This window comes from Pararhizobium capsulatum DSM 1112, assembly GCF_030814475.1.
Classification (GTDB): domain Bacteria; phylum Pseudomonadota; class Alphaproteobacteria; order Rhizobiales; family Rhizobiaceae; genus Pararhizobium; species Pararhizobium capsulatum.
Genome location: NZ_JAUSVF010000001.1, coordinates 2701613 through 2728006, shown reverse-complemented (window position 1 = coordinate 2728006; position 26394 = coordinate 2701613). Strand labels below are relative to the sequence as shown.

General features: G+C 59.1%; 16 protein-coding genes and 1 tRNA gene. 8 read left to right on the top strand and 9 right to left on the bottom strand.

Annotated elements, in window-relative coordinates; all coding sequences use genetic code 11:
• Positions 1-5 precede the first annotated feature (5 nt).
• From QO002_RS13285 to QO002_RS13275, 3 genes are all read right to left on the bottom strand, one after another.
• On the bottom strand, positions 6-1004 hold the full coding sequence (locus QO002_RS13285) for an ABC transporter permease (RefSeq protein WP_307230371.1): 999 nt from the start codon (positions 1002-1004) through the stop codon (positions 6-8).
• On the bottom strand, positions 1001-2515 hold the full coding sequence (locus tag QO002_RS13280; protein WP_307230369.1) for a sugar ABC transporter ATP-binding protein: 1515 nt from the start codon (positions 2513-2515) through the stop codon (positions 1001-1003). Before QO002_RS13280 ends, QO002_RS13285 begins: the two co-directional genes overlap by 4 nt.
• A gap of 88 nt (positions 2516-2603) precedes the next feature.
• Positions 2604-3584, bottom strand: coding sequence for an ABC transporter substrate-binding protein (locus QO002_RS13275; RefSeq protein ID WP_307230366.1), 981 nt, complete (start codon positions 3582-3584; stop codon positions 2604-2606).
• 229 nt (positions 3585-3813) lie between these two features.
• Here QO002_RS13275 and QO002_RS13270 point away from each other — a divergent pair, with 229 nt between their 5' ends.
• The 4 genes from QO002_RS13270 (at position 3814) to QO002_RS13255 (ending at position 6927) form a co-directional block, all read left to right on the top strand.
• Complete coding sequence (locus tag QO002_RS13270) at positions 3814-4830, top strand: LacI family DNA-binding transcriptional regulator (RefSeq protein WP_370878548.1); 1017 nt, start codon at positions 3814-3816, stop codon at positions 4828-4830.
• 115 nt (positions 4831-4945) lie between these two features.
• A complete protein-coding gene (locus QO002_RS13265) occupies positions 4946-5989 on the top strand; it encodes a hypothetical protein (protein WP_370878487.1) in 1044 nt (347 codons plus the stop codon).
• 47 nt (positions 5990-6036) lie between these two features.
• The gene (locus QO002_RS13260) at positions 6037-6435 is read left to right on the top strand and encodes a VOC family protein (RefSeq protein ID WP_307230361.1); all 399 of its coding nucleotides are present in this window, start codon (positions 6037-6039) and stop codon (positions 6433-6435) included.
• A 300-nt stretch (positions 6436-6735) separates the two neighbouring features.
• Entirely contained in the window at positions 6736-6927 is a 192-nt protein-coding gene (locus QO002_RS13255) for an endonuclease domain-containing protein (RefSeq protein WP_307233366.1), read from the top strand.
• A gap of 226 nt (positions 6928-7153) precedes the next feature.
• On the opposite strand, the gene QO002_RS13250 is transcribed toward QO002_RS13255, so the two are convergent.
• Entirely contained in the window at positions 7154-10969 is a 3816-nt protein-coding gene (locus tag QO002_RS13250; RefSeq protein WP_307230359.1) for a vitamin B12-dependent ribonucleotide reductase, read from the bottom strand.
• Positions 10970-11616: 647 nt separating this feature from the next.
• Positions 11617-11859, bottom strand: coding sequence for a hypothetical protein (locus QO002_RS13245; protein WP_307230357.1), 243 nt, complete (start codon positions 11857-11859; stop codon positions 11617-11619).
• A 174-nt stretch (positions 11860-12033) separates the two neighbouring features.
• On the opposite strand from QO002_RS13245, the gene QO002_RS13240 reads away from it, so the two are divergent.
• Positions 12034-14994 carry a M10 family metallopeptidase C-terminal domain-containing protein gene (locus tag QO002_RS13240; protein ID WP_307230355.1) on the top strand — a complete coding sequence of 987 codons (2961 nt, stop codon included), beginning with the start codon at positions 12034-12036 and terminating at the stop codon, positions 14992-14994.
• Between the two features lie 165 nt (positions 14995-15159).
• Here QO002_RS13240 and QO002_RS13235 read toward each other — a convergent pair whose 3' ends face one another.
• Entirely contained in the window at positions 15160-15744 is a 585-nt protein-coding gene (locus tag QO002_RS13235; RefSeq protein ID WP_307230353.1) for a hypothetical protein, read from the bottom strand.
• 146 nt (positions 15745-15890) lie between these two features.
• On the bottom strand, positions 15891-16388 hold the full coding sequence (gpt, locus tag QO002_RS13230; RefSeq protein WP_307230351.1) for a xanthine phosphoribosyltransferase: 498 nt from the start codon (positions 16386-16388) through the stop codon (positions 15891-15893).
• 316 nt (positions 16389-16704) lie between these two features.
• On the opposite strand from gpt, the gene QO002_RS13225 reads away from it, so the two are divergent.
• Positions 16705-16790 (top strand) — tRNA-Leu (locus tag QO002_RS13225).
• A gap of 504 nt (positions 16791-17294) precedes the next feature.
• Here the strand turns inward: QO002_RS13225 and QO002_RS13220 are convergent.
• Positions 17295-23732, bottom strand: a complete 6438-nt coding sequence (locus tag QO002_RS13220; protein ID WP_307230349.1) for an apolipoprotein A-IV repeat region-like domain-containing protein — start codon at positions 23730-23732, stop codon at positions 17295-17297.
• A gap of 512 nt (positions 23733-24244) precedes the next feature.
• On the opposite strand from QO002_RS13220, the gene QO002_RS13215 reads away from it, so the two are divergent.
• Together QO002_RS13215 and QO002_RS13210 are read left to right on the top strand one after the other, a co-directional pair.
• Positions 24245-24613: an Hpt domain-containing protein gene (locus tag QO002_RS13215; protein ID WP_307230348.1), complete on the top strand. Its 369-nt coding sequence runs from the start codon at positions 24245-24247 to the stop codon at positions 24611-24613.
• 325 nt (positions 24614-24938) lie between these two features.
• The gene (locus QO002_RS13210; protein WP_307230346.1) at positions 24939-25259 is read left to right on the top strand and encodes a 2Fe-2S iron-sulfur cluster-binding protein; all 321 of its coding nucleotides are present in this window, start codon (positions 24939-24941) and stop codon (positions 25257-25259) included.
• 477 nt (positions 25260-25736) lie between these two features.
• Here the strand turns inward: QO002_RS13210 and QO002_RS13205 are convergent, their stop codons facing one another.
• The gene (locus tag QO002_RS13205; RefSeq protein WP_307230343.1) at positions 25737-26360 is read right to left on the bottom strand and encodes a DUF922 domain-containing Zn-dependent protease; all 624 of its coding nucleotides are present in this window, start codon (positions 26358-26360) and stop codon (positions 25737-25739) included.
• Positions 26361-26394 lie beyond the last annotated feature (34 nt).

Genomic DNA, 26394 nt, shown 5'->3' with positions numbered 1-26394 from the left:
TTTCCTTACGTCCTGTCGGCGCGCAGCTGGATGAAAACGGCGACGATGATGAGGCCAGCCTTGACGACGAGCGCGGCCGCATCCGGCACGCCGTTGGCCAGCAGGGTGTAGCGCACCAACTGGATTACGAAGGCACCCATCAGCGTGCCGAAGATATTGGCGCGGCCGCCTGTCAGGAGCGAGCCGCCGACGGCGACGGCGGCGATGGCATCAAGTTCCATGCCCATGCCGACGAGATTGGCGTCACTGGCGGAGTTGCGGGCAACGACGATCAGGCCGGCAATGCCGGCAAGCGCGCCGCTGATGACGTAGACGAAGGTTTTCACCCGGCGCACCGGAATGCCGGTCAGTCTAGCTGCCTTCTCGTTGCCGCCGACGGCGATGATCTGGCGGCCGAGCACCGTGTAGCGGATCAGGCAATAGGCGAGGATGGCGATCACCACCATCAGCGCAACCTGCGCCGGGATGCCAGCAACATGGCCCATGGCGATGAACTGGAAGGATGGGTTCTTGAAGACCTGCAGGTTGCCATTGGTCATCACCTGCGCGATGCCGCGGCCGGCGATGAAGAAGACGAGGGTCGCGACGATCGGCTGGATCCGGAAATGTGTCACCAGAAAGCCGTTGAACCAGCCGCAGGCGGCGGCGGCCAGAACCGGGATGATGAAGGCGAGGGTGACGGCGAGCGCCATGTTGTCGATCGGCAGCAGGTTGCCCATGAAGATCATCGGGGCGAGCGCGCCCGAAATCGCCATCAGCGAGCCGACGGACAGATCGATGCCGCCGGTGGCGATCACCAGCGTCATGCCGGTTGCGACGATGACGATGGTGGCGACCTGCGTCAGGTTGACGTTGAGCGTCTGCCACGACAGGAAATTCGGCGTGACCGCGATGTTGAGGACGAGCAGCGCCAGGAAGGCGACGAAAACGCCGTAGCGGCTGACGAGTTGCAGAGGGGAGGCGGTCGGCGCTGCGGGTTTCATGGTCGTGTCGGTCATCGTCATGCCAGTTCACCGGATGCGCCGTCGACCTGGTGGGCCATGGCAGCGAGCAGGGTTTGTTCGGAAAGTTGTTGGCGCGGCAGCACCGCGACCGACATGCCGTCGCTGAGCACCGTCACGCGGTCGGCGGCAGCCAGCAGTTCCTCGATTTCGGAGGAAATCATCAAGACGCTCAGGCCTTGGTCTGCGAGACCGCGCAGGAGCTTCAGGATTTCGGACTTCGCGCCGATATCGATGCCGCGGGTCGGTTCGTCGACGATCAGCACGCTCGGATCGGTGCAGAGCCAGCGGGCGAGCAGCACCTTCTGCTGGTTGCCGCCGGAAAGCTCCTTGATCGGCTGGTCCGGAGAGGCACATTTGACGCCCAATGAGCGGATGAAGCGCGCGACAATCTCATCCTGCCGTGCGCGATCGACGATGCCGGCCTTCTTCAGCTTCGGCAGCAGCGCCAGCGTCATGTTTTCGCGGATGCTCATATCGGGGATGATGCCGTCGATCTTGCGATCCTCTGACACGAGCCCGATGCCATCGGCGATGGCTGCGGCCGGTTCTGAATAGTTGCGTTCACTACCGTTGAACTGCAGGCTACCTCGCTCAAGCTTGTCGACGCCGAAGATGATGCGGGCCGTCTCCGTGCGGCCGGAGCCGAGCAGACCGGCGAGGCCGGAGATTTCGCCCTGACGGATCGACAGATCGACATTGCGGACCCTGAGGCCCGAGCCAGCATTCTTCAGTTCCAGCCGCACGGGGCGGGCGTCATCGGCGCCGGCATCGCGGGCGAGCGCCTCGAAGGCGGCAAGCTCGCGGCCGAGCATGTTGCGCACCAGCTCCATCTTCGGCATGCCCTTCATGGCGCTGACGGCAACGGTATGGCCATCGCGCATGATCGTCACGCGGTCGCAGATCGCATAGAGTTCGTCGAGACGATGGCCGATGAAGACGACGGCTACGCCGTTTTCCTTCAACGTGCGGATGGTGCGGAACAGCACTTCCACCTCGCGCTCATCAAGCGAGGAGGTCGGTTCGTCCATGATCAGCAGGCGGGCATTTTGGGTGACGGCGCGGGCGATCGATACCATCTGGCGGGTCGCGGCACTGAAGCGCGCCACCGGCAGGTCAACATCGATATCGAGATTGAAGACCTTCAGGACCTTTGCCGCGCCTTCGCGCATCGCCTTGCGGTCGAGCAGACCGAAGCGGCGTGGCTCGCGGGAGAGATAGATGTTTTCGGCCACCGAACGCTGCGGCGCGAGGTTGATTTCCTGGTAGATGGTAGCGATGCCGGCGGCCTGGCTTTCGGCCGGGGTGGCAAAGCTCACATCCTTGCCCTCAAAACGGATCGTGCCTTCGTCGCGCTGATAGGCGCCGGTCAGGATCTTGATCAGGGTGGATTTTCCGGCTCCGTTCTGGCCGACGAGGGCCATGATCTCGCCTTCAGCGATCTCCAGCGATGCCGATTGCAGCGCGGCAATGCCGGAAAATGATTTTGAAATGCCCTGCATGGACAGCAACATGCCGTTCCGCCTCATAGGTATACAAACACAATGAAAATGCCGGCCGGGACTTTTATCATCCCGGCCGGTTTCAAGTCAGCTTGGGAGATCAGTATGCGTTGGCAAGTTCCGCTGCAGCATTGGTGCTGTCGTAGAACTTGTCGTCATTGACGAGTTTCCCTTCAATCTTGTCGCCATTGGCATAGGCTGCCATGGTATCGAAGGCCTTGGGCCCGAAGCGCGGGTTGCATTCCACGACGGCTGCGATCTTGCCATCGACGACAGCCTGAACCGCTTCCTTGCCGCCGTCAATCGAGAGCACGAGGATGTCCTTGCCCGGCACCTTGCCGGCAGCCTCGATCGCCGAGATCGCGCCGATCGCCATTTCGTCGTTGTGGGCATAGATGATGTCCGCATCCGGATGCGCCTGGAGCAGGGATTCTGCAACCTGGCGGCCCTTGTCGCGGGCGAAGTCGCCGGTCTGGGAGGCGACGATCTCGAAGCCGCCAGCAGCGGTGATCGCCTCATCGAAACCCTTCTTGCGGTCGTTAGCCGGCGAAGAGCCGGTCGTGCCTTCGAGCTCGATGATCTTGGACTTGCCGTTGGCGTTCTTCGCCAGCCATTCGGCAACGCGCTGGCCTTCCTGGATGAAGTCGGAGCCGATGAAGGTCAGGTAGTCTTCGCCGGCCTTGGCAAGCGACGGGTCGACGCTGCGGTCGAGCAGGATGACCGGAATGCCGGCCTTCTTGGCGGCCATGACGGCGGGAATCAGCGGCTTTTCTTCGCGCGGTGCGAGGAAGATGACGTCAACCCCTTGAGCAATCATCGAGTTGACGTCGGCGACCTGCTTTGCGGCAGAACCGGCGGCGTCGGTATAAACCAGCTGGTAACCGCGCTTTTCAGCTTCGGCCTTCATGCTGTTGGTCTGGGCGATACGCCAGGGGTTGTTGGATTCGGTCTGCGCGAAGCCGACCTTGTAGGTGTCCTTCTTGGCAAGTGCGGGGACCTCCGCAAGAGCAGCGCCCGCAAAGGTCATGGCGCCAAGTGCGGTTGCAGCAAGCATGAATGTACGACGTGAGAATGCAGGCATCTCAGTTTCTCCTCCCGAATTTTCCGGTTTCCTCGACCGGCAGTGAGCGATAAGTGCTTCACATGGGGCAATGTTGTCGCTAATAATATTAGCAGTCAAGTGTCATTTTATGAGCACTTGCAATAAATCGGGTTGCATCGCAGCAAGCCGGGGGAGGAAATGGCGCATGGGCAAGTCGGACGATCGCGGTGGTCAGAGAGGGCGAGGCGCTGAGAGCAGCCGGCCGACAATGACGGATGTTGCCCGTATTGCCGGCGTTTCCCAGTCGAGCGTATCCCTGGTGCTCAACGCAATGTCAGGTTCACGCATCTCTCAGGAGACCCAGACGAAGGTTTGGGAGGCTGCTCATAAAATAGGTTATAAATTACCCGGCGTCCGCCATGACCCGCCCTCGCAGGTGGCCGTAGAGAGGGACACGATCGCCTTCATCGTCGATGAAATCTCCACCAGCCCCCATCCGGTGGTGAGCCTCGACGGCGCGCGTGACTATGCTTTCGAACAGGGTTTCCTGGTTTCTGCCCATGCGACGCGCTCCAATCCGGATCTGGAGGATGCGGTGCTGCGCGCCGTGCTGCGCGATCCGACAATCATCGGGGTCATCTACGCGACCATTTTCACACGCCGTGTGCATGTGCCCGAGCCGCTGAAAAATATTCCGACGGTTCTCCTCAATTGTTACGCCGAGCCTCGGCAGCATATGGCTATTGTGCCGGGGGAGGTTGCCGGTGGTTTTGCGGCCACCGCGCATCTCACCTCGCTTGGCCACAAGCGCATCGGTTTCATCAATGGCGAGCCCTGGATGGATGCGGCGATCGATCGTCTGAAGGGCTACAAACAGGCGCTCGCGACAGCAGACATTGCCTTTGACGAAAGCCTCGTGCGCGATGGCGACTGGCTGCCTTTGCGCGGCTACGAGGCGGGGCTCGATCTTCTCTCGATGCCGAACCCGCCGACAGCGATCTTCTGCGGCAATGACCTGATGGCGATCGGCGTGATGGAAGCGGCGGCGGAAAAGGGGCTTCGTGTGCCCGAAGATCTTTCCGTCATGGGTTACGACGACCAGGAACTGGCGCGCTATACGCATCCGCCGCTCTCGACGCTGGTGCTGCCGAATTATGAGATGGGGCAGAAAGCATCCGAGATGCTGATCGACATGGCGGTGCATCACAAGAAGCTGCGGCCAATGACGGTCAAGGTCGACGGTCCGCTGGTGGTCAGGACCTCGACTGCGAAACTAAGCTCTTAACCGGCGGGTAACCAAAAGTGCGGATTGTCTCGCACAGGCTTGGTCATTTATGATCCCTGCCGACGAACGCCAAAACTTCGTCGCGATTTATCCCGATAGAGTATCGATGCAAACCATGACCGCTCACCATCGTGCCGAAAACCGGCCGACACCGATCCGCACCGCACTGCGCCGTACGCTGGCGATGCTGGCGCTCGGCGCAGCCCTTACCGGCTGCATGTCGCTCGACGACCTTTCCGAGGCGCCACCGACACTGTCGAAGAAGATGGTGGCCGAGATGGCGAAGAAGGCCATGAAGCCGGAAAGCCCGGTTCTGGTGCGCATCTTCAAGCAGGAGAGCGAGCTCGAAGTCTGGAAGATGGACAAGTCGGGCCAATACGCGCTGCTCAAGACCTATCCGATGTGCCGCTGGTCCGGCAAGCTCGGGCCGAAGACCAAGATCGGTGACCGGCAGGCGCCCGAAGGCTTCTACCATGTCTCCGCCGGCATGCTGAACCCGAAGTCGCAATATTACGTCTCCTTCAATCTGGGCTATCCGAACCGGCTCGAATCGGCCCTCGGCTATAGTGGCGAGGCGCTGATGGTGCACGGCGCCTGCTCGTCCGCCGGCTGCTACGCCATGACCGACCAGGGCGTCGGCGAAATCTACGCGATCGTTTCCAAGGCGCTCACCAGTGGGCAGGAACGTTTCCAGGTGCAGGCCTATCCGTTCCGCATGACGGCTCAGAATATGGCCGAGCATCGGGGCGATCCGAACATGAGCTTCTGGCGCACGATGAAGGAAGGCTATGACAGCTTCGAGGTAACGAAGCGCCAGCCGAAGGTTTCCGTCTGCGGCAGTCGTTATGTCTTCAACAAGGAATTTGACGGCGGCGAGCCGAGCGACCCGCTGGCAGCATGTCCGCCGGTGGCGCGTGAGCTGGAGCCGATGGCCTTTGCCAAGATCAATGCCGAAAACCAGCGGATCGACGCTGCCATGACTGCCGCCTTGCAGACTACGACGACGATGAGCGCCTATCAGGATGGCGGCATGCATCCGAGTTTCCGTGCGCTCCTGAAAAAGGAAGGCGCCAAGAAGCTGGCGGCGAGCATCTCCGGCATCAAATACCCGATCAGCCGCCCGGATGCGGCACTGGCTGATCCGTTCGACGGGGAATAGACTGGGGGGCTGCCGCCCTGCCGGGTGTGCTTTAAGGGGAGGATGGCATGGGCTACCGGTTCGGACTCGATCATTTCGCACTGCTGGTGCGCGACGTTGAGCGCAGCACCGCATTTTATCGCAATGTCATGGGCTTTTCGCCGATCGAACGCAGCGGCAGCGCCGGCGTGCAATGGCTGGAAATCGGCGGCGGCGACGCCATCCATCTTATCCAGGGCGATTTTGGCGCGACACATGTGACGAAGGATACCCATGTCGCGGTGTCCACGGCCGATTTCGACGCCTTCGTCAGACATCTCAATGAGATTGGCGTGGAGTTTACTGACTGGCCCGGCAATCCCGGCCAGATCGGCGTGCATCGCAACGGGTTTCAGCAGATTTATGTGCAGGACCCGGATGGATATTGGATCGAGATCAATGACCACAGGCCGCCAGTTGGGGCTTGAAGCGGGATTTTGCGTTTGCAGTAGAAATCCCCTCACCAACAAAATCTAACACTTAGCTGGCGCTAAGATGTTGATTTTGTATCCTCTCCCACAAGGGGACAGGTACGTCGCCGCGACTTGTGTGTTTTGGCTTCGACCAATTAATTGCAGGTGAGAGGAGATTTGTTACAGTTCTGAAAATAACCGGAACCCGCTATGCGTCACACGCCGCCGCTTATCAATCGCAGTCGAGCCCGCGATATGCGCACAGATGCGACGCTGGCGGAAAACTTGCTCTGGCAAGCACTGCGCAACCGCTAACTGGGAGGTTACGAATTCCGCCGACAGGTTCCGCTTCACACTTTCATCCTCGACTTCGTATGTTTCGAAACACGGCTGATTGTCGAGGTGGATGGTTTCCAGCATGCGCAGTGTGCACGCGATCTTGCTCGTGATGCTTTGCTTTGGGCGAAGGGCTTCCGGACAATACGCTTCTGGAACGAGACGTGGTGAAGAACCTGAACGGTATCTGCCTGACGATTCTAACCGAACTCAGAAATACCGGCGAATGAGAGGCCCTATCTCTCCCCTTGTGGGAGAGGATACAAAATCAACATCTTAGCTTTAGCTAAGTGTTAGATTTTGTTGGTGAGGGGAACTGTTCCCGCGTCTATAACAAAACCGAAGGCTCGTGGTTTCCCACGAGCCTTCGAAAGATAACAACGACTATCCAGCTATCTCAGCTGCAACCACTCGTGCTTCCGCACGTATCGCACTTCTCGCAAGTCCCGTTCCTCACCATCGTGAAGTTCTGGCACTCCGAGCACATGTTGCCGGTATAGCCTTGCGCGATCGAGCGGATACGGCGCTCGGCTTCCAGCTTCTTGGCGTCCGACTTGGCGGCGGCGGCTTCGGCGGCCGCCTTGTCGGAGAAGAGGGCGGTTACCTCGCTTGGGGTCTCGACCCCGGTCTCACCGGCGATCTCTTGGGCCAGTTCGGCAGCCCGTTCCTCGTAGTCGCGCTTGAAGGCAACGATTTCAGAGGTGGAGACGGCAACGGTCGTTTCGATCTTGCGAGCAGCGCTGCCCGCGAACACCGTGACCGTGCCGCCGGATGGCGATGCCTTGGCAGGCGCTGAGCCGGCAAAGCCCTTCGGTTCGCCGCTGGTGCGGTCGATCCCGCCGCCCTGAACGAGGGTCGGCTTGTGGCCGCGGGTCCAGCCGGTGGAGATCAGGTTGGTCTTGCCCTCCTGGATACCCTTGCCGAGGGCCGTGTTGGTGAAGTCCGACGTATCGACATGGGCGAGATCGTTGCGGTTCAGGTAAGAAACGGCGAGTTCGCGGAACACGTAGTCGAGGATCGAGGTCGCGTTCTTGATGGCGTCGTTGCCCTGAACCATGCCGGCCGGCTCGAACTTGGTGAAGGTGAAGGCCTCCACATATTCTTCCAGCGGCACGCCATATTGCAGGCCGAGCGAGATGGCGATGGCGAAGTTGTTCATCATTGCGCGGAAGGCGGCGCCTTCCTTGTGCATGTCGATGAAGATCTCGCCGATACGGCCATCGCCGAATTCGCCGGTGCGCAGATAGACCTTGTGCCCGCCGACGATCGCCTTCTGGGTATAGCCCTGACGGCGGTTCGGAAGCCTTTCACGCTCGCGGGTGATGCGTTCGATCACGCGCTCGACGATCTTCTCGGTGACGGTTACAGCTTGGGCCGCAACCGGCTGCTGGACGAAATCCTCCAGCGCATCCTCGTCGTCTTCGTCTTCGATCAGCGAAGCGTTGAGCGGCTGAGAGAGCTTGGAACCATCGCGGTAGAGCGCGTTGGCCTTCAGCGCCAGCTTCCAGGAGAGCATGTAGGCCGCGCCGCACTCTTCCACGGTCGCATCGTTCGGCATGTTGATCGTCTTGGAGATCGCGCCGGAGATGAACGGCTGGGCAGCCGCCATCATGCGGATGTGGCTTTCGACCGAAAGATAACGCTTGCCGATCTTGCCGCAGGGGTTGGCACAATCGAAGACGGGCAGGTGCTCGACTTTAAGGAACGGAGCGCCTTCCAGCGTCATCGCACCGCAGACATGGATGTTGGCGGCTTCGATGTCCTTCTTCGAGAAGCCGATGTGCTCCAGCAGGTTGAAGCTCATGTCTGCGAGCTGTTCGTCCGTGACCTTCAGCGTTCCCTTCAGGAAGTCGGCGCCGAGCGTCCACTGGTTGAAGACGAACTTGATATCGAAGGCAGCCTTGGTCGCGGCGTTGATCGCCTCGATCTTGTCGTCGGAAAAGCCCTTGGCGCGCAGCGAGCCGGGGTTTACAGCCGGTGCCTGGTTGATGTTGCCATGACCGACGGCATAGGCCTCGATCTCGGCAATCTGGCTTTCCGAATAGCCGAGCGTACGCAGGGCTTCGGGAACGGCGCGGTTGATGATCTTGAAGTAGCCGCCGCCGGCGAGCTTCTTGAACTTCACCAGCGCGAAATCGGGCTCGATGCCGGTCGTGTCGCAATCCATGACGAGGCCGATCGTGCCGGTCGGCGCGATAACGGAAACCTGGGCATTGCGGTAGCCGTGCTTCTCGCCGAGTTCCAGCGCCTTGTCCCAGGCAGCCTTGGCGTGGGTGACCAAAGCCTGATCCGGGCATTCACTGTGGATCAGCGCAACCGGATTGACCGACAGGTTTTCATAGCCTTGCGTTTCGCCATGGGCGGCGCGGCGATGGTTGCGGATGACGCGCAGCATCGATTCGCGGTTCGGCTTGAAGCCCGGGAAGGGGCCGAGCTTGGCGGCGATTTCGGCTGATGTCGCATAGGACACGCCGGTCATGACGGCGGTGAGGCTGCCTGCGATGGCGCGGCCTTCGGTCGAATCGTAGGGGATGCCGGAGGACATCAGGAAGCCGCCGATATTGGCGTAGCCGAGGCCGAGCGTGCGGTATTCATAGGAGCGCTCGGCGATTTCCTTCGACGGGAACTGCGCCATCATGACGGAGATTTCGAGAACCAGCGTCCACAGGCGCACGGCATGTTCGTAATCGGCGATATCGATGTTCTTCGTGGCCGCATCCTTGAACTGAAGCAGGTTCAGCGAAGCAAGGTTGCAGGCGGTGTCGTCGAGGAACATGTATTCCGAGCAGGGATTGGATGCACGAATGGAGCCTGCGGCCGGCGAGGTGTGCCAGTCGTTCATGGTCGTGTTGAAATGCAGGCCCGGATCGGCAGAAGCCCAGGCTGCGTAGGAAATCTGTTCCCAGAGGTCGCGGGCCTTCAATGTCTTCATGACCTTGCCGTCCTTGCGGGCGGTGAGGTTCCAGGTGCCATCGGCTTCGACGGCGCGCAGGAAGTCGTCCTTCAGCGAGACGGAGTTGTTGGAGTTCTGGCCCGAAACGGTGAGATAGGCTTCCGAATCCCAGTCCGTGTCGTAGGTCTTGAACTCGATGTCCTTGTAGCCCTGCTTGGCGAACTGGATGACGCGCTGGATGTAATTTTCCGAAACCTGATCCTTCTTGGCAGCGCGGATTTCGCGCTTCAGGGCAGGGTTCTCGTTCGGATCGAAGCAGGCGTCGTTATCACCAGAGCAATTGACGCAGGCCTTCATGATCGCCTTCAGGTGCTTGGCGACAATCTTGGAACCGGTGACGAGGCTTGCCACCTTCTGTTCTTCCTTGACCTTCCAGTTGATGTATTCCTCGATATCCGGGTGATCGATGTCGACGACGACCATCTTGGCCGCGCGGCGGGTGGTGCCGCCAGACTTGATGGCGCCGGCAGCGCGGTCGCCGATCTTCAGGAAGGACATCAGGCCGGAGGACTTGCCGCCGCCCGAAAGCTTTTCGCCTTCGCCGCGCAGATAGGAGAAGTTGGAGCCGGTACCGGAGCCGTATTTGAACAGGCGGGCTTCGCGGACCCACAGGTCCATGATGCCGCCTTCGTTGACGAGGTCGTCGCCGACGGACTGGATGAAGCAGGCATGCGGCTGCGGGTGCTCATAGGACGACTTGGACTTTACCAGCTTGCCGGTGAAGGGGTCGACATAGAAGTGGCCCTGGCCGGGGCCATCGATGCCATAGGCCCAATGCAGGCCGGTGTTGAACCACTGCGGCGAGTTGGGGGCGACGCGCTGGGTAGCCAGCATGTAGGCAAGCTCGTCACGGAAGGCGAGGGCTGCGTCTTCAGAGGCGAAGTAACCGCCCTTCCAGCCCCAATAGGTCCAGGTGCCGGCCAGACGATCGAAAACCTGGCGTGCATCCGTCTCGGAGCCGTACTGTTCGTCCTTGGGAAGTTCCTTCATCGCGGCCACGTCGGCTTCGGAGCGCCACAGCCACGAGGGAACGGAATTTTCCTCGACCTTCTTCAGGCGCGCGGGAACACCGGCCTTGCGGAAATACTTCTGGGCAAGGATGTCGGCCGCCACCTGGGAGAACTGCGCCGGCACGTCGATATCCGCGAGCCGGAAGACGATCGAGCCATCCGGGTTCTTGATTTCGCTGACCGCCTTGCGGAATTCGATCTCCGCATAGGCCGACTGGCCGGGCTTGGTGAAACGACGTTCGATCTTCATCTGTCCCTTGTCCTTTGTTGCCGCAACCGGACATCCTGGCGCCCGGCACAATAAGTCCCATCCGGCCGCACATCCTGTTGTGCAGCCAGCTTCCGGTTCCGTTCTGTCGTGGGAAACCCTCTCGGGGAGACCCTTTATCTTGTGCTGATTTTGGCTGCAAACACTAAATATAGTATTAACAACTTCTTTACGCCAGCTTTTTGTGCCGGTTGCATCGGCTTTGCAGATCACAAAAAATTACCGTCACCGCCGGCGGATTATCCACCGAAGGGGGCGTATGTTGACGATCTCTTATGAAACGAACCGGCCTCGTTACTTTCCGGTTCCGCCGCCGCCGCAACGTGAAAACCATTAACCGTGAATCGTCCCATACCGTCAAGGGGTGGTTTGTGACGGAATTTTATACGCTACATCTTGTGTCTGGGGGCTGTGGAAAACGGGGACAGCAACGGAGCCCAGCAAAATCAGGCGTTTCCGCCCAAAGTTTCATGTTTCTCAAAGATCGAATTAACGAAAAACCAAAAAATCAGTGGTGAAAAGCCGGGTAGGGGCAGGATCACGATCTCCCGCAATGGCCAGGCCCGGAAAAGTATGAACTGGGGAAAAAGTGATTCTCTGAGCGTGCGTGGGGATTGGGTGGGACGGCCTTACTTCTCAAGTTGGTTTAGGCGTCTGGTGGCTTCCCGGGCCAGCAGATGATCTTTGTGGCGACGGATAAAAAGCTGCCACGCCTGCTGGGTGTTGCTGCGCAGGGCCATGTCGAACTCCTCGTGGATCGCGATCTCAGGATCGCGCGGCAAAGGTAGAGTGTCACTATCCTGCGCGCTAAGCGGTTGCGCTGCAAGTAAGCCCACCATTAGTAGCATTTTTGTTTTTCCGATCAGCCGCATTTTCACGCCTTTTCGCGACTTTTACTGGAGTATTTTTGGATATTAGAATATTGTTGGATAAAATTCGGGGTATGATTTTAAAATTTTAAATTTAATCGCGAGCCAGTGCCCAGAAATATCTTATGCGCTTGGGAAGGCAACGGTCCGTATTAAAAGAATATGTTTGGGGGGAATATGGCTGTTGCAGTCTCTTCTACACCGACAGGCAATCAGTATATCGATGGTGTGCTCTATGGCACGCAGTGGAGCGGGCCAATAACCTACAGCTTCGCCGATAATCTGACTGACTTTAGTACGTATCCCTACGCGATCGACGGATTTCAGCAAATAAGCGTTCAACAGCAGAATGCGATCCAATCGATTTTCGAAGGAACTGTCGCCACTGGTACGGCGATGTTTACCTACGGGTCGTTTTCCCAGGTATCGAACATCGATATTTCACTTGCCACGGGTTCGACGGGTGCGTCCGATATCACGATCGGACAAACGAACCTCTTCGGTGGAAAGAACCTGGCGACAGCCCGGGGTGCGGATTTTCCACTTCTGAGCCAGGGGGCTTCCGGTGGTGATGTCTGGTTCGGTGATGACTATGCATATTATCGGACGCCATTGCTCGGCAGCTATGCCTGGCATACCCATATCCATGAATTCGGCCACGCCGTTGGTCTAAGCCACGGGCATGATGCGGGTACTGAGATCGATGGTTTCGAGTTTGCCATTCCCCATGATCGGGATGGCATGGAATTTTCGGTCATGACCTACCGTAGCTATGTCGGTGATCCGCTCAGCCTGGGATACAGCAACGAAACCTACGGATATGCCCAGACGCTGATGATGTACGACATCGCGGCGCTCCAACATCTTTATGGCGCGAATTTCGACACAAACTCTGGGGCGACAACGTATAGTTGGTCTGCGACAACCGGAGAAATGTTTGTCAATGCCGTTGGACAGGGCAAGCCGGGAGACGGGGTTTCTGCGGCGGCAAACCGGCTGTTTCTGACGGTATGGGATGGCGGCGGGGAAGATACCTACGACTTTTCCAACTACAAGGACAATGCGTTCATCGATCTTGCGCCTGGCGGCTGGTCGCTGGTTTCCCAGACCCAACGTGCCAATCTCGGTGAAGGCGCCTACGCGAATGGCAATGTCTACAATGCCCTTCTTTTCGGAAGTGATCCGCGCTCGCTAATAGAGAATGCCAAAGGCGGTTCCGGCAATGATGAGATCGCGGGCAATGTCGGCAAGAACCAGTTAAACGGCAACGGTGGTGACGACGTGCTCGTCGGGCGGGGCGATAGCGACGTTCTGAATGGAGACGGCGGGAACGACACGCTTTACGGAGACTTTCGAACCCCGGCGACGACCTATTCCGGCACCGGATTATTTGTGGAGAACGCGGATGTAACGAACAGCACGATAGAGACCGCCCGAGACGTCACGGCAGCGATAGGTCTGCATTCAGATCCCAACATCGAGCATTCGGATGTCAATCCCAGCGTCACGATCTCCGCGACGGGAGATGGCAATTACGACTGGTTTTCGTTTGACGTAAAGGCTCCGGGACAGGTGACACTCGATATCGACGGCACGATGGAGAGTTACATCGAACTCTACGATGCCAGCGATACCCTGATCGCCTATAACGATGATTCCGTCACAGATCCCGGCGACAGCACCAGCGTCAATCCCAATTGGAAAAGCTTTATCGCATTCACCGTGACGACCCCCGGCCAATACCTCGTGAAGGTCGGCGTCTATCACAGCACGAGTGCCGGCGAGCCCCCCGGAACCGTCCTTCCGAACGGAACCGCCTATACGCTCGGCATCGTCCTGCCATCGCCTGTCGAAATGGATTCAGGAGGTGCAGGTAACGATACCCTGAACGGTGGTGCGGGGGAGGATATGCTTTATGGCGGCGCGGGTAATGATACGCTCGATGGTGGCGCCGGTAATGATACGCTTGATGGGGGGACTTATATCGACGCGCTGATCGGTGGCGATGGCGACGACATCTACGTCCTGGGGGCCGATAACGACACGGTTTCCGACACGTCCGGCGTAGACACGATCACCTCGACGATTACCCGGTCATTGGCAGGTTTCGGTGCCATCGAAAAGTTGACCTTGCTGGGAAGCGGCAACATCAACGGCACCGGAAATGGTCTCAGCAACACGATCACCGGCAATTCCGGTAAAAACATTCTGGATGGCGGCAGCGGAATCGACACGCTGAAAGGTGGTGCGGGTGACGACACCTATGTCCTCGGCTCCGATAGTGACACGATTTCCGACACTTCCGGAGTAGACACGATCACTTCGACGGTTACCCGGTCACTGGCAGGTTTCGGCGCCGTCGAAAAATTGACCTTGCTGGGAAGCGGCAACATCAACGGGACCGGCAACAATCTTGCCAACACGATCACCGGCAACTCCGGCAAAAACATTCTGGACGGCGGTAGCGGAATCGATACGCTGATAGGTGGTTCGGGAGATGACACTTACATTCTTGGTTCCGGCAGCGATGCGGTTTCCGACACTTCCGGTATCGATACGATCACTTCGACGACTACCCGGTCACTGGCAAGTTTCGGCGCCATTGAAAATCTGACGTTGCTGGGTACGGGCAACATCAACGGGACCGGCAACGGTCTCGGAAACACCATCGTCGGCAATATCGGCATGAACACGCTGGGGGGCGGCGATGGCAAGGATACCCTGAAGGGTGACAAAGGTGGCGATACGCTCAAGGGCGATGCCGGCAACGACACGCTCTTTGGCGGGCTGGGTATCGATACGCTGACCGGTGGCAAGGATAGGGACACCTTTGTCTTCGATAGCAAACTGGGCTCCAGCAATGTCGACAAGATCACGGATTTCAGCGTGATAGATGACACTATTCACCTCGACGATGCAGTGTTCACTGTCCTGAAGACCTTGGGAACCCTTGCAACCGCCGCTTTTGCCCAGAACGCGAGCGGCGTTGCGGGCGATTCCACCGACCGGATCATCTACGAGACGGATACCGGAAAATTATTCTACGATCTCAATGGTTCTGCGAGCGGCGGCTCAACGCTTTTCGCCACACTCAGCAAGAACCTGGCTTTGACACACAGCGACTTTTTTATTGTATAAAGGGCTCTTGCGGTGGAGACTTGACCTGTTTCACGAGCGCGCTGGGGTGGATTTACAGTGCGCTAAGGCGCGTCGCGATCTTTCAGATTAGCTTCCCACACTTTAGCTCGTTGTTTTTACGCATGTCGCTGTCGCAAAACCGCTGCACACTTTTGCGCGACATGTTTAGAGGGCGTCGAGATTGACTCCGACTGTGATGGCACCGATCGGCTGGCCTGTTTCCGGATCGGAAATCGTCATGCTCGCCTGCGCCTGCAACATTTGCGTCGAATCATCCTTCTCCGCCCGATCGACGAATGTAATGTTCGGTCCGGCCAGATAGGTGTTCTGCCATTTCAGCTCGTCGCCCTGCCAATAATCCGAAGTCATGTCGCTTTCGCCGATTGCAAGCCCCTTGGCATCCATCACCATGAGTTCCGTGACAATACCGTCAGCCTTTGCCTGCTTGTCTCGTAGCATCATGGAAAGGGCGTTGTTGAGGATCGAGCTGATCAACGGTTTGGATTTTGCGCGAAACTCAGTACGCCATTGCCCGTCGAGCCGGTCGATATCCTTGGGCGTCAGATACTGATGATAGGCATTGCTGTTTTTCAACGCCTCCACGATACGCGGATCATGGATCCAGGAGATAACGTTTTCGTCGATATAGGCTTTCACGGCCGCAATATGCAGATCATTCGCTACCGATGATGTGGGGATCAGGCCGGCCATGAGGCCGGAAAGGCATGCGGCCAGGACGGCCCGGATCATGTATGCGATCCTCCCAGCGCGTTCTAGCGACAGCTTACGCGGAAATGTGAACGAACTCGATGTTGGACTGACGATACGGGATTGGGGAGAGGCCGCGCCGTCCGGGCGGCACGGCGTTTGTGAACCGAGGATTGCGCGGTGATGGCTCAGCCCCGTGGACCCTTGGCGATCGGTTCCTGGTAGGTGAAGCCCATATCCCATGGAAAATAGATCCATGTGTCCTGGCTGACTTCAGTGACGAATGTATCGACCTGTGGCCGACCCTTCGGCTTGGCGTAGACTGCCGCGAAATGCGCACTGGGCAGCATCGCCCGCACGATGGCGGCCGTCTTGCCGGTATCGGTCAGATCGTCGATGATGAGGATGCCTTCGCCGCCATCGGCTTTGAGTTCTTCAGAAATTCCTTTGAGAACGTACATATCACCTTGTGAATCATAGGTATGATAGGAGGCGACGCAGACGGTTTCAATCAGCCGGATGTTCAATTCACGGCAGACGATGGCGGCTGGAACCAGACCGCCTCGCGTAATACAGACGATGGCCTTCCATTCACGGCCATTGTCTGCGAGGCGCCAGGCGAGTGCGCGGGCGTCGCGGTGAAACTGATCCCAGGATACGGGGAAGGCTTTGTCGGGAAGAGACATGCGATGGCTCCGGCTTTAAAATGGACAACTATGCAGAAGGCAGGGCCTGAGGCCCAATTTCACCCTGCTTTAGCGGCAATGACCGCAAATTGGCAAGGGTTGAGCACGCGATCACGCTTTTCAAGGATGCACCTGACTGACGTATAGGCCACGAACAGACTTGACGCACGTATTGATATTTTATTTCTACCGAAGCGGTCGTTTCGTCCGAGCACGCGATTATGGGATTTCGGACGGGTATCCGGTCCCCACAACATTTTTCGCGTCGGGCAGGCCTTCCCTTTTTGGGTCTGCCAAGATATTGAAATTGCTTGTTGCGGACGTGGCGAAACTGGTAGACGCAAGGGACTTAAAATCCCTCGGCCTTAGGCTGTACGGGTTCGACCCCCGTCGTCCGCACCACAATCCTCCGTAGCTGTTCTCTTCTCATCACGCTGTACTTGGCTGCTCGGCGCGCTTTTCCATTATTTCACGCGTATTTAGTTGCAGAGGTGGGGTCGGGCTTTCATCGGGATTCGGCAGGGCGTCTCGTCCGGCAGGCGCTCGGGTTCCGGTTCCTGGACCGGTGGAGGATGAGGTCGGTCAAGCGGCGGCAGGGGTGGAGCGGGCTCCGGGATCGGCTCGAGAGGTATCTGCATGATGTTGAGTCTCCTTGTCCTGAGCAACTCCCGGTCGCCTCAGGATGTTCCGTCGTTTTCGGACGTCAGTGGATCGCTGTACTCGCTTCCGGTGGAGGGTGGGTCATGAACATCGTTCTGGACGACACCGCGAGGGCATTGATCTTGCGCCCCGTGGGAGAATGTCTTGCGAGGTCGAGCCGAGAGAGCCGCCGATGGGGGACAAAAATAAACCCCGCCGAAGCGGGGTTTACCGAAGCTTAGTCTCTTGGTCTGGACCGCAGGTCGGTCAGCTAAAGCGGCCCGCCGCATGTGCCAGCATGGTGTAAACCTTGCCGGTATCGGAGGTGAGGTAGTTCTGCGTCATCACCTTGTCGCGATCGTTGCGGGCGACGTCGGCAAGCAGCTTTTCGAAGTCACCAATGTAGCGATCGACAGCGGTGCGGAATTCCGGTTCGCGGTCGTATTTGCGCTTGATCTCGTCGAACGTCTGCTGGCCCTTCAGCGTGTAGAGCCTGCGGGTGAAGACATCACGCTCGCCGCGCTGATACCGTCGCCACAGATCGACCGAAGCATCATGATCGATTGCGCGGGCGATATCGACGGACAGCGAGTTCAGCGATTCCATCACATGACGCGGGTTGCGGCTTTCAGCGGCCCGAGTTGCCTGAGGCTCTACCGGGCGCTGCTGCGCGGGAACGACGGGCTGGTCCTCACGCGAGGCGCCGCGCAGAAGGTCACGCATCCAGCCGCTGCTGTTCTCGTCCGTTGCGCCGCGCAACTCGGTGCTGGCCTGATGGGGCTGGCGGGGGGGCGGGGCTGCCTGGACGACCGGGCGTTGAATTGCCGTTTGCGGGGCGCGTGCGGGCTCTACAGCGCGGCTTTCCAAGCCAAGGCTGCCACGCAGGGCAGGCTGCTCGTCGCGCAGAACAGAGGCAATATCCGGCTGTGCGGCAGGACGCGGTTGAGAAACGGGTTGATGAACAGCTGTCGCACGGGACGCAACGGGCTGAGCTATTTCAAGCTGGCTGGAAGATTTTCCGATGATGTCGGACAGTTCCTGAAGCGCCTTGATCTGCTCGGCAACAGCGCGCCGCATGACGGCTGCGTTTTCCTTGGCTTCTTCCGGCAGATCGAAGGCACCGCGCTTCAGCTCTTCACGCGTCAGGTCGAGTTCCTTGCGGATCTCGCCCGCCGAGCGGCGGATGTCGTCGGTTGCGCCGCTGAAGCGGACGATGGCCTCCTCGACGGCCTGACGGATGCCTTCACGCATCGCCTCGGTTGCGGCATCCGACTTCTTGCCGCTTTCCGTGAGCATGCGATCGACGTCGGAGACCGAAGCGCCGACGCTGCCGCGCAGGCGGGTCGCTGCTTCCTTGGATTTTTCCTCGGCGCGAACGAAGGCGCTCTCGATTGCAAGGCCGGCATCTTCGCTGGCCTTGGAAACGGCGTTGCTCATGGCTTCGGCGGCGCTAAGGGTGCGCTCTTCCGTCTCCGAAAGGGTCTTGTTGACTTCTGCAAGCGACGAGCGAACACCTGATCGCAGATTGCCGGAGACTTCGCGAGAACGATCTTCCGCCCGGGCGAAGGCACCTTCAACGGAAGCGCCGGCATCTTCGCCAGCCTTGACGACGGCCGCGCTCATGGCCTGGGCCGCGGACGTCGTGCGCTCCTCTGCTTCTGTGAGGATGCGGCCAACATCGTGGAAGGAATTTTGAATCCCGCTGCGCAGGTTGGTGGCAACTGCGGTCGAACGTTCCTCGGCACGCTGGAATGCTCCATCGACGAAACCTTCGAGGGCGTGCATCGTCTTTTCGATTTCCTCCGAGCGGCTGACAAGGCCGACCGAAAGAGTACGCAGGGCTTCCTGACGTTCCTCAAGCGTGCTGACGAGATTGGACTGGGCAGCAGCCAGAAGATCAGATGCCTGACCCAAAACCTTCGAGTGGTCTTCAAATCGGCCGACGATACCGCCGATCTGCGACAGCGTGTCCCCGGAAATGGTGACGAGCTTGTCGACACGGCCTTCCAGCAGGCGGGAGGAGGACGACAGGATATCCGAAGCGCGCGCTGCAGATTCGCTGAAGCGCGTGGTCGTCGATTCCAGCTGGTTGTCCATCGCGCCCAGATTGGCGCTGGCCTGCTCGATCACGCCCGAAATGGCCGTGTTGCTGGCAGCCAGTTGGTCGATCAGGCCGGCAGCCGTCGATTGCAGACGATTTTCGACCATTCGCATGGCGGCTGCAGTTTCTTCGGCGCGGGTCGAGATCGCATTCAGCGTCTCGCCGGTCTGGCTGGTCAGGCTTTCGAGCATGGCCGCATTTTCCGCGCGCAGGCGGGCAGCGCTTTCCTGCGCCGCGCTCGAAATGCGCTGCGCTGCTTCGCGCCCGGTTTCCGCATATTGCTCGATAACGGGGCGAGCCTGCTCGTCGATGATGCGCGACAGTTCGGAAGCGCGGCCGGACAGCATCGAGTTGAGCTCCCGGGTGCGATCATCCAGTGTTGTGCGAATAGCATTGCCGCGCGCTTCCAGCGCTTTTTCAACATCAGAAAGGTTCTGGTGCAGGGTAGCACTGTGCTCCGAAAGGCGCGATTGGGCATCGGCGATGCGGGCTGCGGCGTTGTCTGAGGCCGCGCCGACGGAGCGGGCGAGTTCCGCGCTGCGCATAGCGGCTGTTGCGGCCGTCTGCTCAATCGCGGACTGGAAGTCGGTCTGGCGAGCGGCCAAAGCCTGGGCGAAGTCTTCGCCGGCCTTTGCCAGCATGGCGGAGGAGCGGGCAGCTTCCGCATCGATGCCTTCGGAGGCGTCGCTGACGGCGCCGCGCAGACCGGTCACCAAGACAGCTGCCTTGCCTTCGATCGTACGGCTCACATTGTCGAGACCGATATTGAGCGCGCGATCCATCGTGCCCAGGCGCTCTTCGATGCGGTTCGTGCCGCCTTCGATGCTTGCTCCGATACGGTTTGCGGCATCTTCGCTGACGCGGCCGATTTCTGCAGCGTGACCGGAAAGCGTATCGGCGATGCGGCGGCTTGCTTTACTGGTCGTGCTGTCCAGTTCGGCAACCTTGTCCGAGAGCGTATCTGCAATCCGCGCGCTGGTCGCTTCGGCCATGCGCTGGAGTTCGACGGTGCGGCTATCGAGGGCTTCAGCAATGCGGCGGCTTGCGGCGTCGCTGACGCTGTCGATTTCGGCAACCCGCTCGGATAGCGTTTCAGCGATACGGCTCGACGTCGTTTCGGCGACGCTCTGGAGGGCTGCCGTGCGGCTTTCGAGCGTCTCTGCAATACGGCGGCTTGCGCCTTCGACAAGCTCATCGACGCCGCCGATGCTGTTGCGGATACGATCTTCCAGCGAGCCGAGATTGAGCTCGATGCGCGAGCCGGTTTCGTCCAGCCGGCCGTTGATGGCCGAGAGCGACGTGTCCATGCGCGTGCTGAGTGCATCTGCGGCACGGCCGATCTGATCGGCGGTTTCTGTGAGCTGTCCCGTCAGATGTGAGGTGCTGGACAGCACCCGCTGTTCCAGCGCTTCGGCGCTGCGGTCGATGGCGCCGCCCAGCGCTGCCTGGCGTTCATCAAGGGTCATTTCGAGCATGCTGGCGCTGGTTGCAAGCGTTGTCGCGATGGACATGGCCTGATCGTCGAGCAACTCGGAAAGCTGCGTCTTGCCGCTGTCGACGGCGCTGTTGATCGCAAGAATTCTCTCATCCAGCGTCGCGCGGATTTGCTCGTGGGTAGAGCCGAGTGCGCCTGAAAGTTGTTCGGTGCGCTCCGAAAGGGTTCGCTCGATTTCGCCTGCATGGTCCCGCATGGTGGATGCAAGAGCCGACGCCTGGCCGGAAAGATTTTCCGTTACGCGAGCCGTCTGACCTGAGAGGTTTTCTGCAATACGAGTTGTCTCGCCCGACAGGTTTTCCGCAATGCGAGCTGTCTGGCTTGAGAGATTTTCTGCAATGCGGGCAGTCTGATCGGAGAGATGGTCAGCAATGCGAGCCGTCGTTTCGGTCATGCCGCCGGCAATCTCGCTGGCGCGGCCAGTCAGGTTTTCGGCGGCCTCTGCCATGCGGCTTGAGAGGTGATTTTCGATATCGCCGACGCGATCGGCCATGGTTTCCGCAATGACCGTCGCCCGGAAGGAAAGGTTATCGGCAATCTCTTCCGTGCGGCTGACAAGCGTGTCCGCCATTTCGTTGGCGCGCGACGCCATGATACCGGCGATCTCGTTCGAGCGTTCTGCCAGGGCACCATCCAGCTTTTGGGTATGGCTTTCCAGGGTTTCGCCGAGTGCGCGGTGACGCTCGGAAAGAAGGGCATCAAGACGTTCCGTCGTGCCACCGATGGTGGTTTCGATGGAACCTATCGACGCTCCGAGAGTATTGCCGATAGCGCGATGTCCTTCGGACAGCAATGCTCCAAGATGTTCGGCCGTGCCGCCGATTGTCGATTCCATTGCTGCAACGGAGGTTGCCAGGGTATCTCCGATAGCGTGATGACGCTCGGTGAGCAGGGTATCGAGGCGATCAGTGGTGCCGCCGATCGTCGCGTCAATGGAGCCGACGGACGTTGCCAGTACGCTTGAAAGGGCGCCGGTCCTATGCGCCATGATCGTATCGATCCGCTCGGCCGTGCCTTCGAACGCGCTGTCGATGGCTTCCGAGCTCGCTGCGAGTACGGTGGAAAGATCGAGCGTCCGCTCGGCGAGCGTGTTGTCCAGCCGGTGATGGGTGGCTGCAATCGCGCTGGTGATGTCGTCGGCGCGATTAACGAGGGTTGCCTCAATGCGCCCGTGGATGGCCTGCAGATTGTCGATGAAGCCGCTGGTGCGGCTGTCGAGGGTCTGAGAGATGCGATCCTGCGCTTCGCCGATCCGTTGCTGGGTTTCGCCGAGAGCAGTTTCCAGTGTGCTCGCCCGGTTGGCAAAGCCATTTTCAATGCGATCCTGCGCCTCGGTCAGAGCGCTCATCAGGCTGACGGAGCGTTCGGCAAGCACATCATCGATCTTCTGATGCGCGTTGCTGAGAGCATCGCCAAGCACGTTCGTGCGGCTGGTGATCGTTTCTTCGATGAAGTCCTGCGTGGTGCCAAGCGTCGTGGCGAGCGTCAGCGACTGGTCGGAGAGGGCGGATTCGAATTTTTCGATGCCCTTGTCGAGAATGCCGCCGATGGCATCAGACCCGCCGGAGACGGATTCGTTGATGCGAGCCAGGCTTTCCGTCAGTTTACCGTCGAGCAAACCCGCCCGCTTGTCGAAGGCGGAGGCGAATTCGTGGAAGCGACCGTCGAATGCTGTTGCAAGCTGGCCAACCGTCGTCTGAAGCTTTTCTTCGAAGAAGCCAGAGCGCAGGTCGAGATCCATGATCGCGTCGTCGGCGCTCGTCTTCAGGCTCTGGCGAAAGTTCGCGCCCTTTTCGTCGAGCGTGGCATTCAGCGAGTTGAGGATATCATCGAGACCGCCGGTGATGGCCTGCTGGCCGATGTTCAGGCTCTCGTTGAGATCGCGGGTACGGGCGATGAGCGTTTCGTTCAGTTGGCGAGCGCGCTCGTTGAGAGCGGCATTCAGCTTTTCAGTATTGGCATCAAGCGTCGAGGCGCGCGTTTCGAACTGACCGAGCAACTGCTGGCCGCGCTTGGCAAGCGTCTGGCTGAGCGTTTCGAGGCGCGTATCGAATTCGTGGCTGAGTTTCACGCCTGCAGTCGTGAGGCCGGAAAGCATTGCATCCGTCCGGGTCGACAAAATTGCGTCGATGGTTTGCGCAGCATCTGTCGAGCGTTCCATGAGCGTCGCGGCACGGGTCTCGATAAGCGAGGCGAAGGCTTCGCCTGATGTGGCAAGGCGTGACGAAATTTCGTCGCTCGCCGTGCTCAGCTCTTCCTTGAGCTGGGAATGCGCGCCGGAGATCGAGGAGCGGATGCGCTCGGCATGACCGACGATGGCTTCCCGCTCCAGGCCGAGTTCCTGAACGAGGGTGCGGACGCGAAGTTCGTTGTCGCTGTAGCTGCGCTCGAGCGCATTCACTTCCGAATGGACAAGGGTTTCCAGCTCGGTGGCGCGCGCAATGGTGCGCTCGATGCCTTCGTTCATGGCCGAGACCTCACGGCGCACGGCCTGGCCGACCGTCATGATCCGCTCGGAAGCGGCCGTTTCGGGCTCTGCGAGACGAAGGGCGACTTCTGCCATCGAGCGGGCGGCGTTGCGCAGTTCGTGCGCACGGGCAAGCATCAGGGCGAAGGAGAAGAACAGCATCACCGGCAGGATGATGAAGATCGCGACGCCGATGGCGCCCGGCATGGCCGCAAGATCGTTCAACGACCGGATCTGCCAGATTTCAGGGCCGTAAAGCAGGTTTGCAACCCCAAGACCCCCGAGCACCCAGAGCAGCGAAACCAGCGCGGCAACTCGCATGCTGGTGCGGCTCGAGCGAAGATCGAGCGACCGCAGCACGGCGGCGGGAGATTTGCGGGTATCGTCGTTGGCGGGGGCGAGGGACGGGGACTTCAGGGCTGGCTCGGGAGCAAGGCTCCTCGGCGCTTCATTCGTCTTTGCGGTTTCGTTGGCAGGCCGCGCCGTGCGCGGTTGGCTGCTCGTCGCAGAACGGGGCGAAGTCTCCTGCGGAGACTTGTCGCTGACGGCAGACTTCAGTTCGTCAAAGTCGATTTTCAGAGCGTCTTCCAACGCCTGAAATGCTTTGTCGTCGATCGACTCGGTGGTCTTGTTGGTCGCCATGCGGATACGCCTCGTTACTAAACTGTCCTGCCGGAAGAGCCTTTAGCAGCGGGCTGCATCGGGCATTCTCCGGATCCGGACGGTGACAGCAAGATACGCGAGATCGCATCCACGCAATACCCTGACCTGCACCCATTCCAATCACGCATCGTGGCGCTTTTAAGCAACCACTTCGTCCTGCAAGCCCCTAAGAGCCATGAACAGGTTTCTCAACGTACCGTAGTGACACATTCACTGGTTTCTTACAATTAAGCCGCTGCCTCAATCGTTAAAATGCTAACAATTTCTTAACAAAAGGGCGATGTTCGGTACTTGGAAAGCCTTGGATTTCCGTGGTTTATGAGACGTTAACCATACGGAGTAAAATCTGCCTTCTTTCAGCCTGCTTTTAATCAGATAGCATCGCCGCTTTCCACAAGATGCATTCAGTTCAGGAAAGCCGGCCGTGCGGCGGACATTGGGGAATGCCCCTTAGGCTCTCGGCTCGATATAGCAAGCTAGGGAATATTGGCATGGCGGCACTCCAGATCGCATTCGAAGCACCTGATAATTCACACACTGCACGTCCTTTGCCGTCGAAGGCTATTGATCTTGAGCACCTGTCGAACCAGACCATGGGTGACAAGGCTCTGGAGATCGAGGTTCTGCAGCTCTTTGCGCGTCAAACCCGCCAGCTTTTGAAAAACCTCTCCGAGGATACGGGTGGTGCGCGCGGCGAAATCGCCCATCGTCTAAAGGGAGCGGCTCTCGGTATCGGTGCCTTTGCTGTTGCCGAAGCCGCCGGCGCCGTCGAGCGCGATCCGAGCGAGCCTGCCCATATCGCGCTGCTGAGTGCCGCGGTTCTTGATGCGGAGCTCTTCATCCTCAGGCTCTGCCGCTGAGGACAACACTGCTTCCATTGACGACCTGCCCGAAGAGCCCGGCGCCACGCAGCAACGAGCTCTTTTGTTTTGCCGGTTGCCAGAGTTGACGCGCGAAAGCATTTCGTGGAAGAACTTCCGCCCATTCACCGCGTTTTGCCTGTGCTTCTTTTAAGCGCGGGCGGAATTTTTTCAAAGATCAGCGCTTCAACACGAGCCGCAAACCCCGGCGTTGCGCTCAGAGGGTATATGCAGGGCCAAAGGCCCGAGATCCACAGCAACCGACCGCGGATCAACTTTCGAAGCGAAAGACCGCGGTTGCAGAGACAAGACATCCGGAACCATCATGACCAAACTCAAGATCATCGCCTTCGACGGCACCCAGTATGACTTCGACGTCCAGAACGGCTCGACCGTGATGGAAAACGCCGTGCGCAACTCCGTGCCAGGCATTGAAGCCGAATGTGGCGGCGCCTGTGCCTGTGCCACCTGTCATGTCTACATCGACGACGCCTGGTCAGCGATCGTCGGCCCGCCGGAGGCGATGGAAGAGGATATGCTCGACTTCGCCTACGAGGTGAAGCCAACCTCGCGGCTCTCCTGCCAGATCAAGATGAACGACGGCCTCGACGGGCTCGTCGTTCATGTTCCGGAACGTCAGGCATAACGCCGGTTGGCTGCGAGTTTTCGTAAAGGCAAAAAAAAGCCTCGCTTGCCGAAACGGACGAGCGAGGCCAGGAGGGCGCATCGCATGCAGATGAGGGAGGGAACATCTGCTGCGTAAAGATACGCCAGGAGAACACAATAGGCGCTGCGGCGGTCGGCGGGTCGAAAATCGCTCCCGCAAAAGCCAGTCTAACGCGAAACTATACTTTGGTTCGAGCGACCATCATGGCCGTTAAACTCATTAGGTTCATTCCATCGATGAAAAATGTCTGAACTCTTGCTTTCCTTCGATGATTGAACAATAGCGCATCTTTCTGGTGTATTCCATCGCTAGAATTCACCAATGACATACTGTTGACAGGAAAGGTCCGCGAAAGGTTTTGCGGTTATGGGCGGCGACTGATTTGCCGACCTTGGCAGGCGGCTTCATCGCGACGCCTAACTCTACATCGACAAGGCTGGAACTGACCAAAGTCAGTTATTTTGCAGACAGGCTGTCGAGACGGTATTTCAGCAGGCGAACCATACGTTTGTCAAAGTTCACTGCTTCGGCTTTGTCGAAACGCGCCTGATCCTTGTCATGCGCGACGATCGCATCTTCGCTTGCCCTTGCAACGCTCGCCTGCATACGCTCGCAATCAGATTGCGGCTTGAGGGCCAGAAACGTCTTTTCCATCTGGCGGGCGTGATTGCGGGCGATTTCTGCGTGGCGTTCTTCATGGCGCTTGATGTCGCTCGACAGCGTGTCCCAGACGAGGGCCAGTTCCGTTCCGGCTTTTCGTCTGTTTTTCCACCTCGGCAATATGAGCCTTGTGTTCAGCGTCACTTTCGCGCTGCCGACAGCGCAGAGGTCGCCGCGCTTCACATAAGTGATCGATCCGCCGAATTTGATGCGTGTCGCACCCGGATGCCGACTGCCGGTGGATTTCATCAGAGGTCCGCCCGCAGACAGCGCTTCGTCAAGCTCGGCCGCCGTTCTGCCGCCAATCGCATAATAGGAAATCGACTTGCTCACGAGCGTTTCAGCCTGCGAAATGCCGGCGTCGCCTGCAACAATCGTGAAGGCGAGAAGTGCGGCGAGGGAAATGCGGGCTATCGGCATGAAAATTGACGTCTGCACAGTTGAACTGGCAAGG

What these genes read in the sequence shown, in the direction of transcription:
- gpt (WP_307230351.1), bottom strand. Translation starts at nt 16,388, where the DNA reads ATGTCTCTTCCCGACAAAGCCTTCCCCGTATCCTGGGATCAGTTTCAC.
- QO002_RS13250 (WP_307230359.1), bottom strand. Translation starts at nt 10,969, where the DNA reads ATGAAGATCGAACGTCGTTTCACCAAGCCCGGCCAGTCGGCCTATGCG.
- QO002_RS13235 (WP_307230353.1), bottom strand. Translation starts at nt 15,744, where the DNA reads ATGATCCGGGCCGTCCTGGCCGCATGCCTTTCCGGCCTCATGGCCGGC.
- QO002_RS13215 (WP_307230348.1), top strand. Translation starts at nt 24,245, where the DNA reads ATGGCGGCACTCCAGATCGCATTCGAAGCACCTGATAATTCACACACT.
- QO002_RS13285 (WP_307230371.1), bottom strand. Translation starts at nt 1,004, where the DNA reads ATGACGATGACCGACACGACCATGAAACCCGCAGCGCCGACCGCCTCC.
- QO002_RS13245 (WP_307230357.1), bottom strand. Translation starts at nt 11,859, where the DNA reads ATGCGGCTGATCGGAAAAACAAAAATGCTACTAATGGTGGGCTTACTT.
- QO002_RS13270 (WP_370878548.1), top strand. Translation starts at nt 3,814, where the DNA reads ATGACGGATGTTGCCCGTATTGCCGGCGTTTCCCAGTCGAGCGTATCC.
- QO002_RS13240 (WP_307230355.1), top strand. Translation starts at nt 12,034, where the DNA reads ATGGCTGTTGCAGTCTCTTCTACACCGACAGGCAATCAGTATATCGAT.
- QO002_RS13265 (WP_370878487.1), top strand. Translation starts at nt 4,946, where the DNA reads ATGACCGCTCACCATCGTGCCGAAAACCGGCCGACACCGATCCGCACC.
- QO002_RS13205 (WP_307230343.1), bottom strand. Translation starts at nt 26,360, where the DNA reads ATGCCGATAGCCCGCATTTCCCTCGCCGCACTTCTCGCCTTCACGATT.
- QO002_RS13220 (WP_307230349.1), bottom strand. Translation starts at nt 23,732, where the DNA reads ATGGCGACCAACAAGACCACCGAGTCGATCGACGACAAAGCATTTCAG.
- QO002_RS13275 (WP_307230366.1), bottom strand. Translation starts at nt 3,584, where the DNA reads ATGCCTGCATTCTCACGTCGTACATTCATGCTTGCTGCAACCGCACTT.
- QO002_RS13210 (WP_307230346.1), top strand. Translation starts at nt 24,939, where the DNA reads ATGACCAAACTCAAGATCATCGCCTTCGACGGCACCCAGTATGACTTC.
- QO002_RS13280 (WP_307230369.1), bottom strand. Translation starts at nt 2,515, where the DNA reads ATGTTGCTGTCCATGCAGGGCATTTCAAAATCATTTTCCGGCATTGCC.
- QO002_RS13260 (WP_307230361.1), top strand. Translation starts at nt 6,037, where the DNA reads ATGGGCTACCGGTTCGGACTCGATCATTTCGCACTGCTGGTGCGCGAC.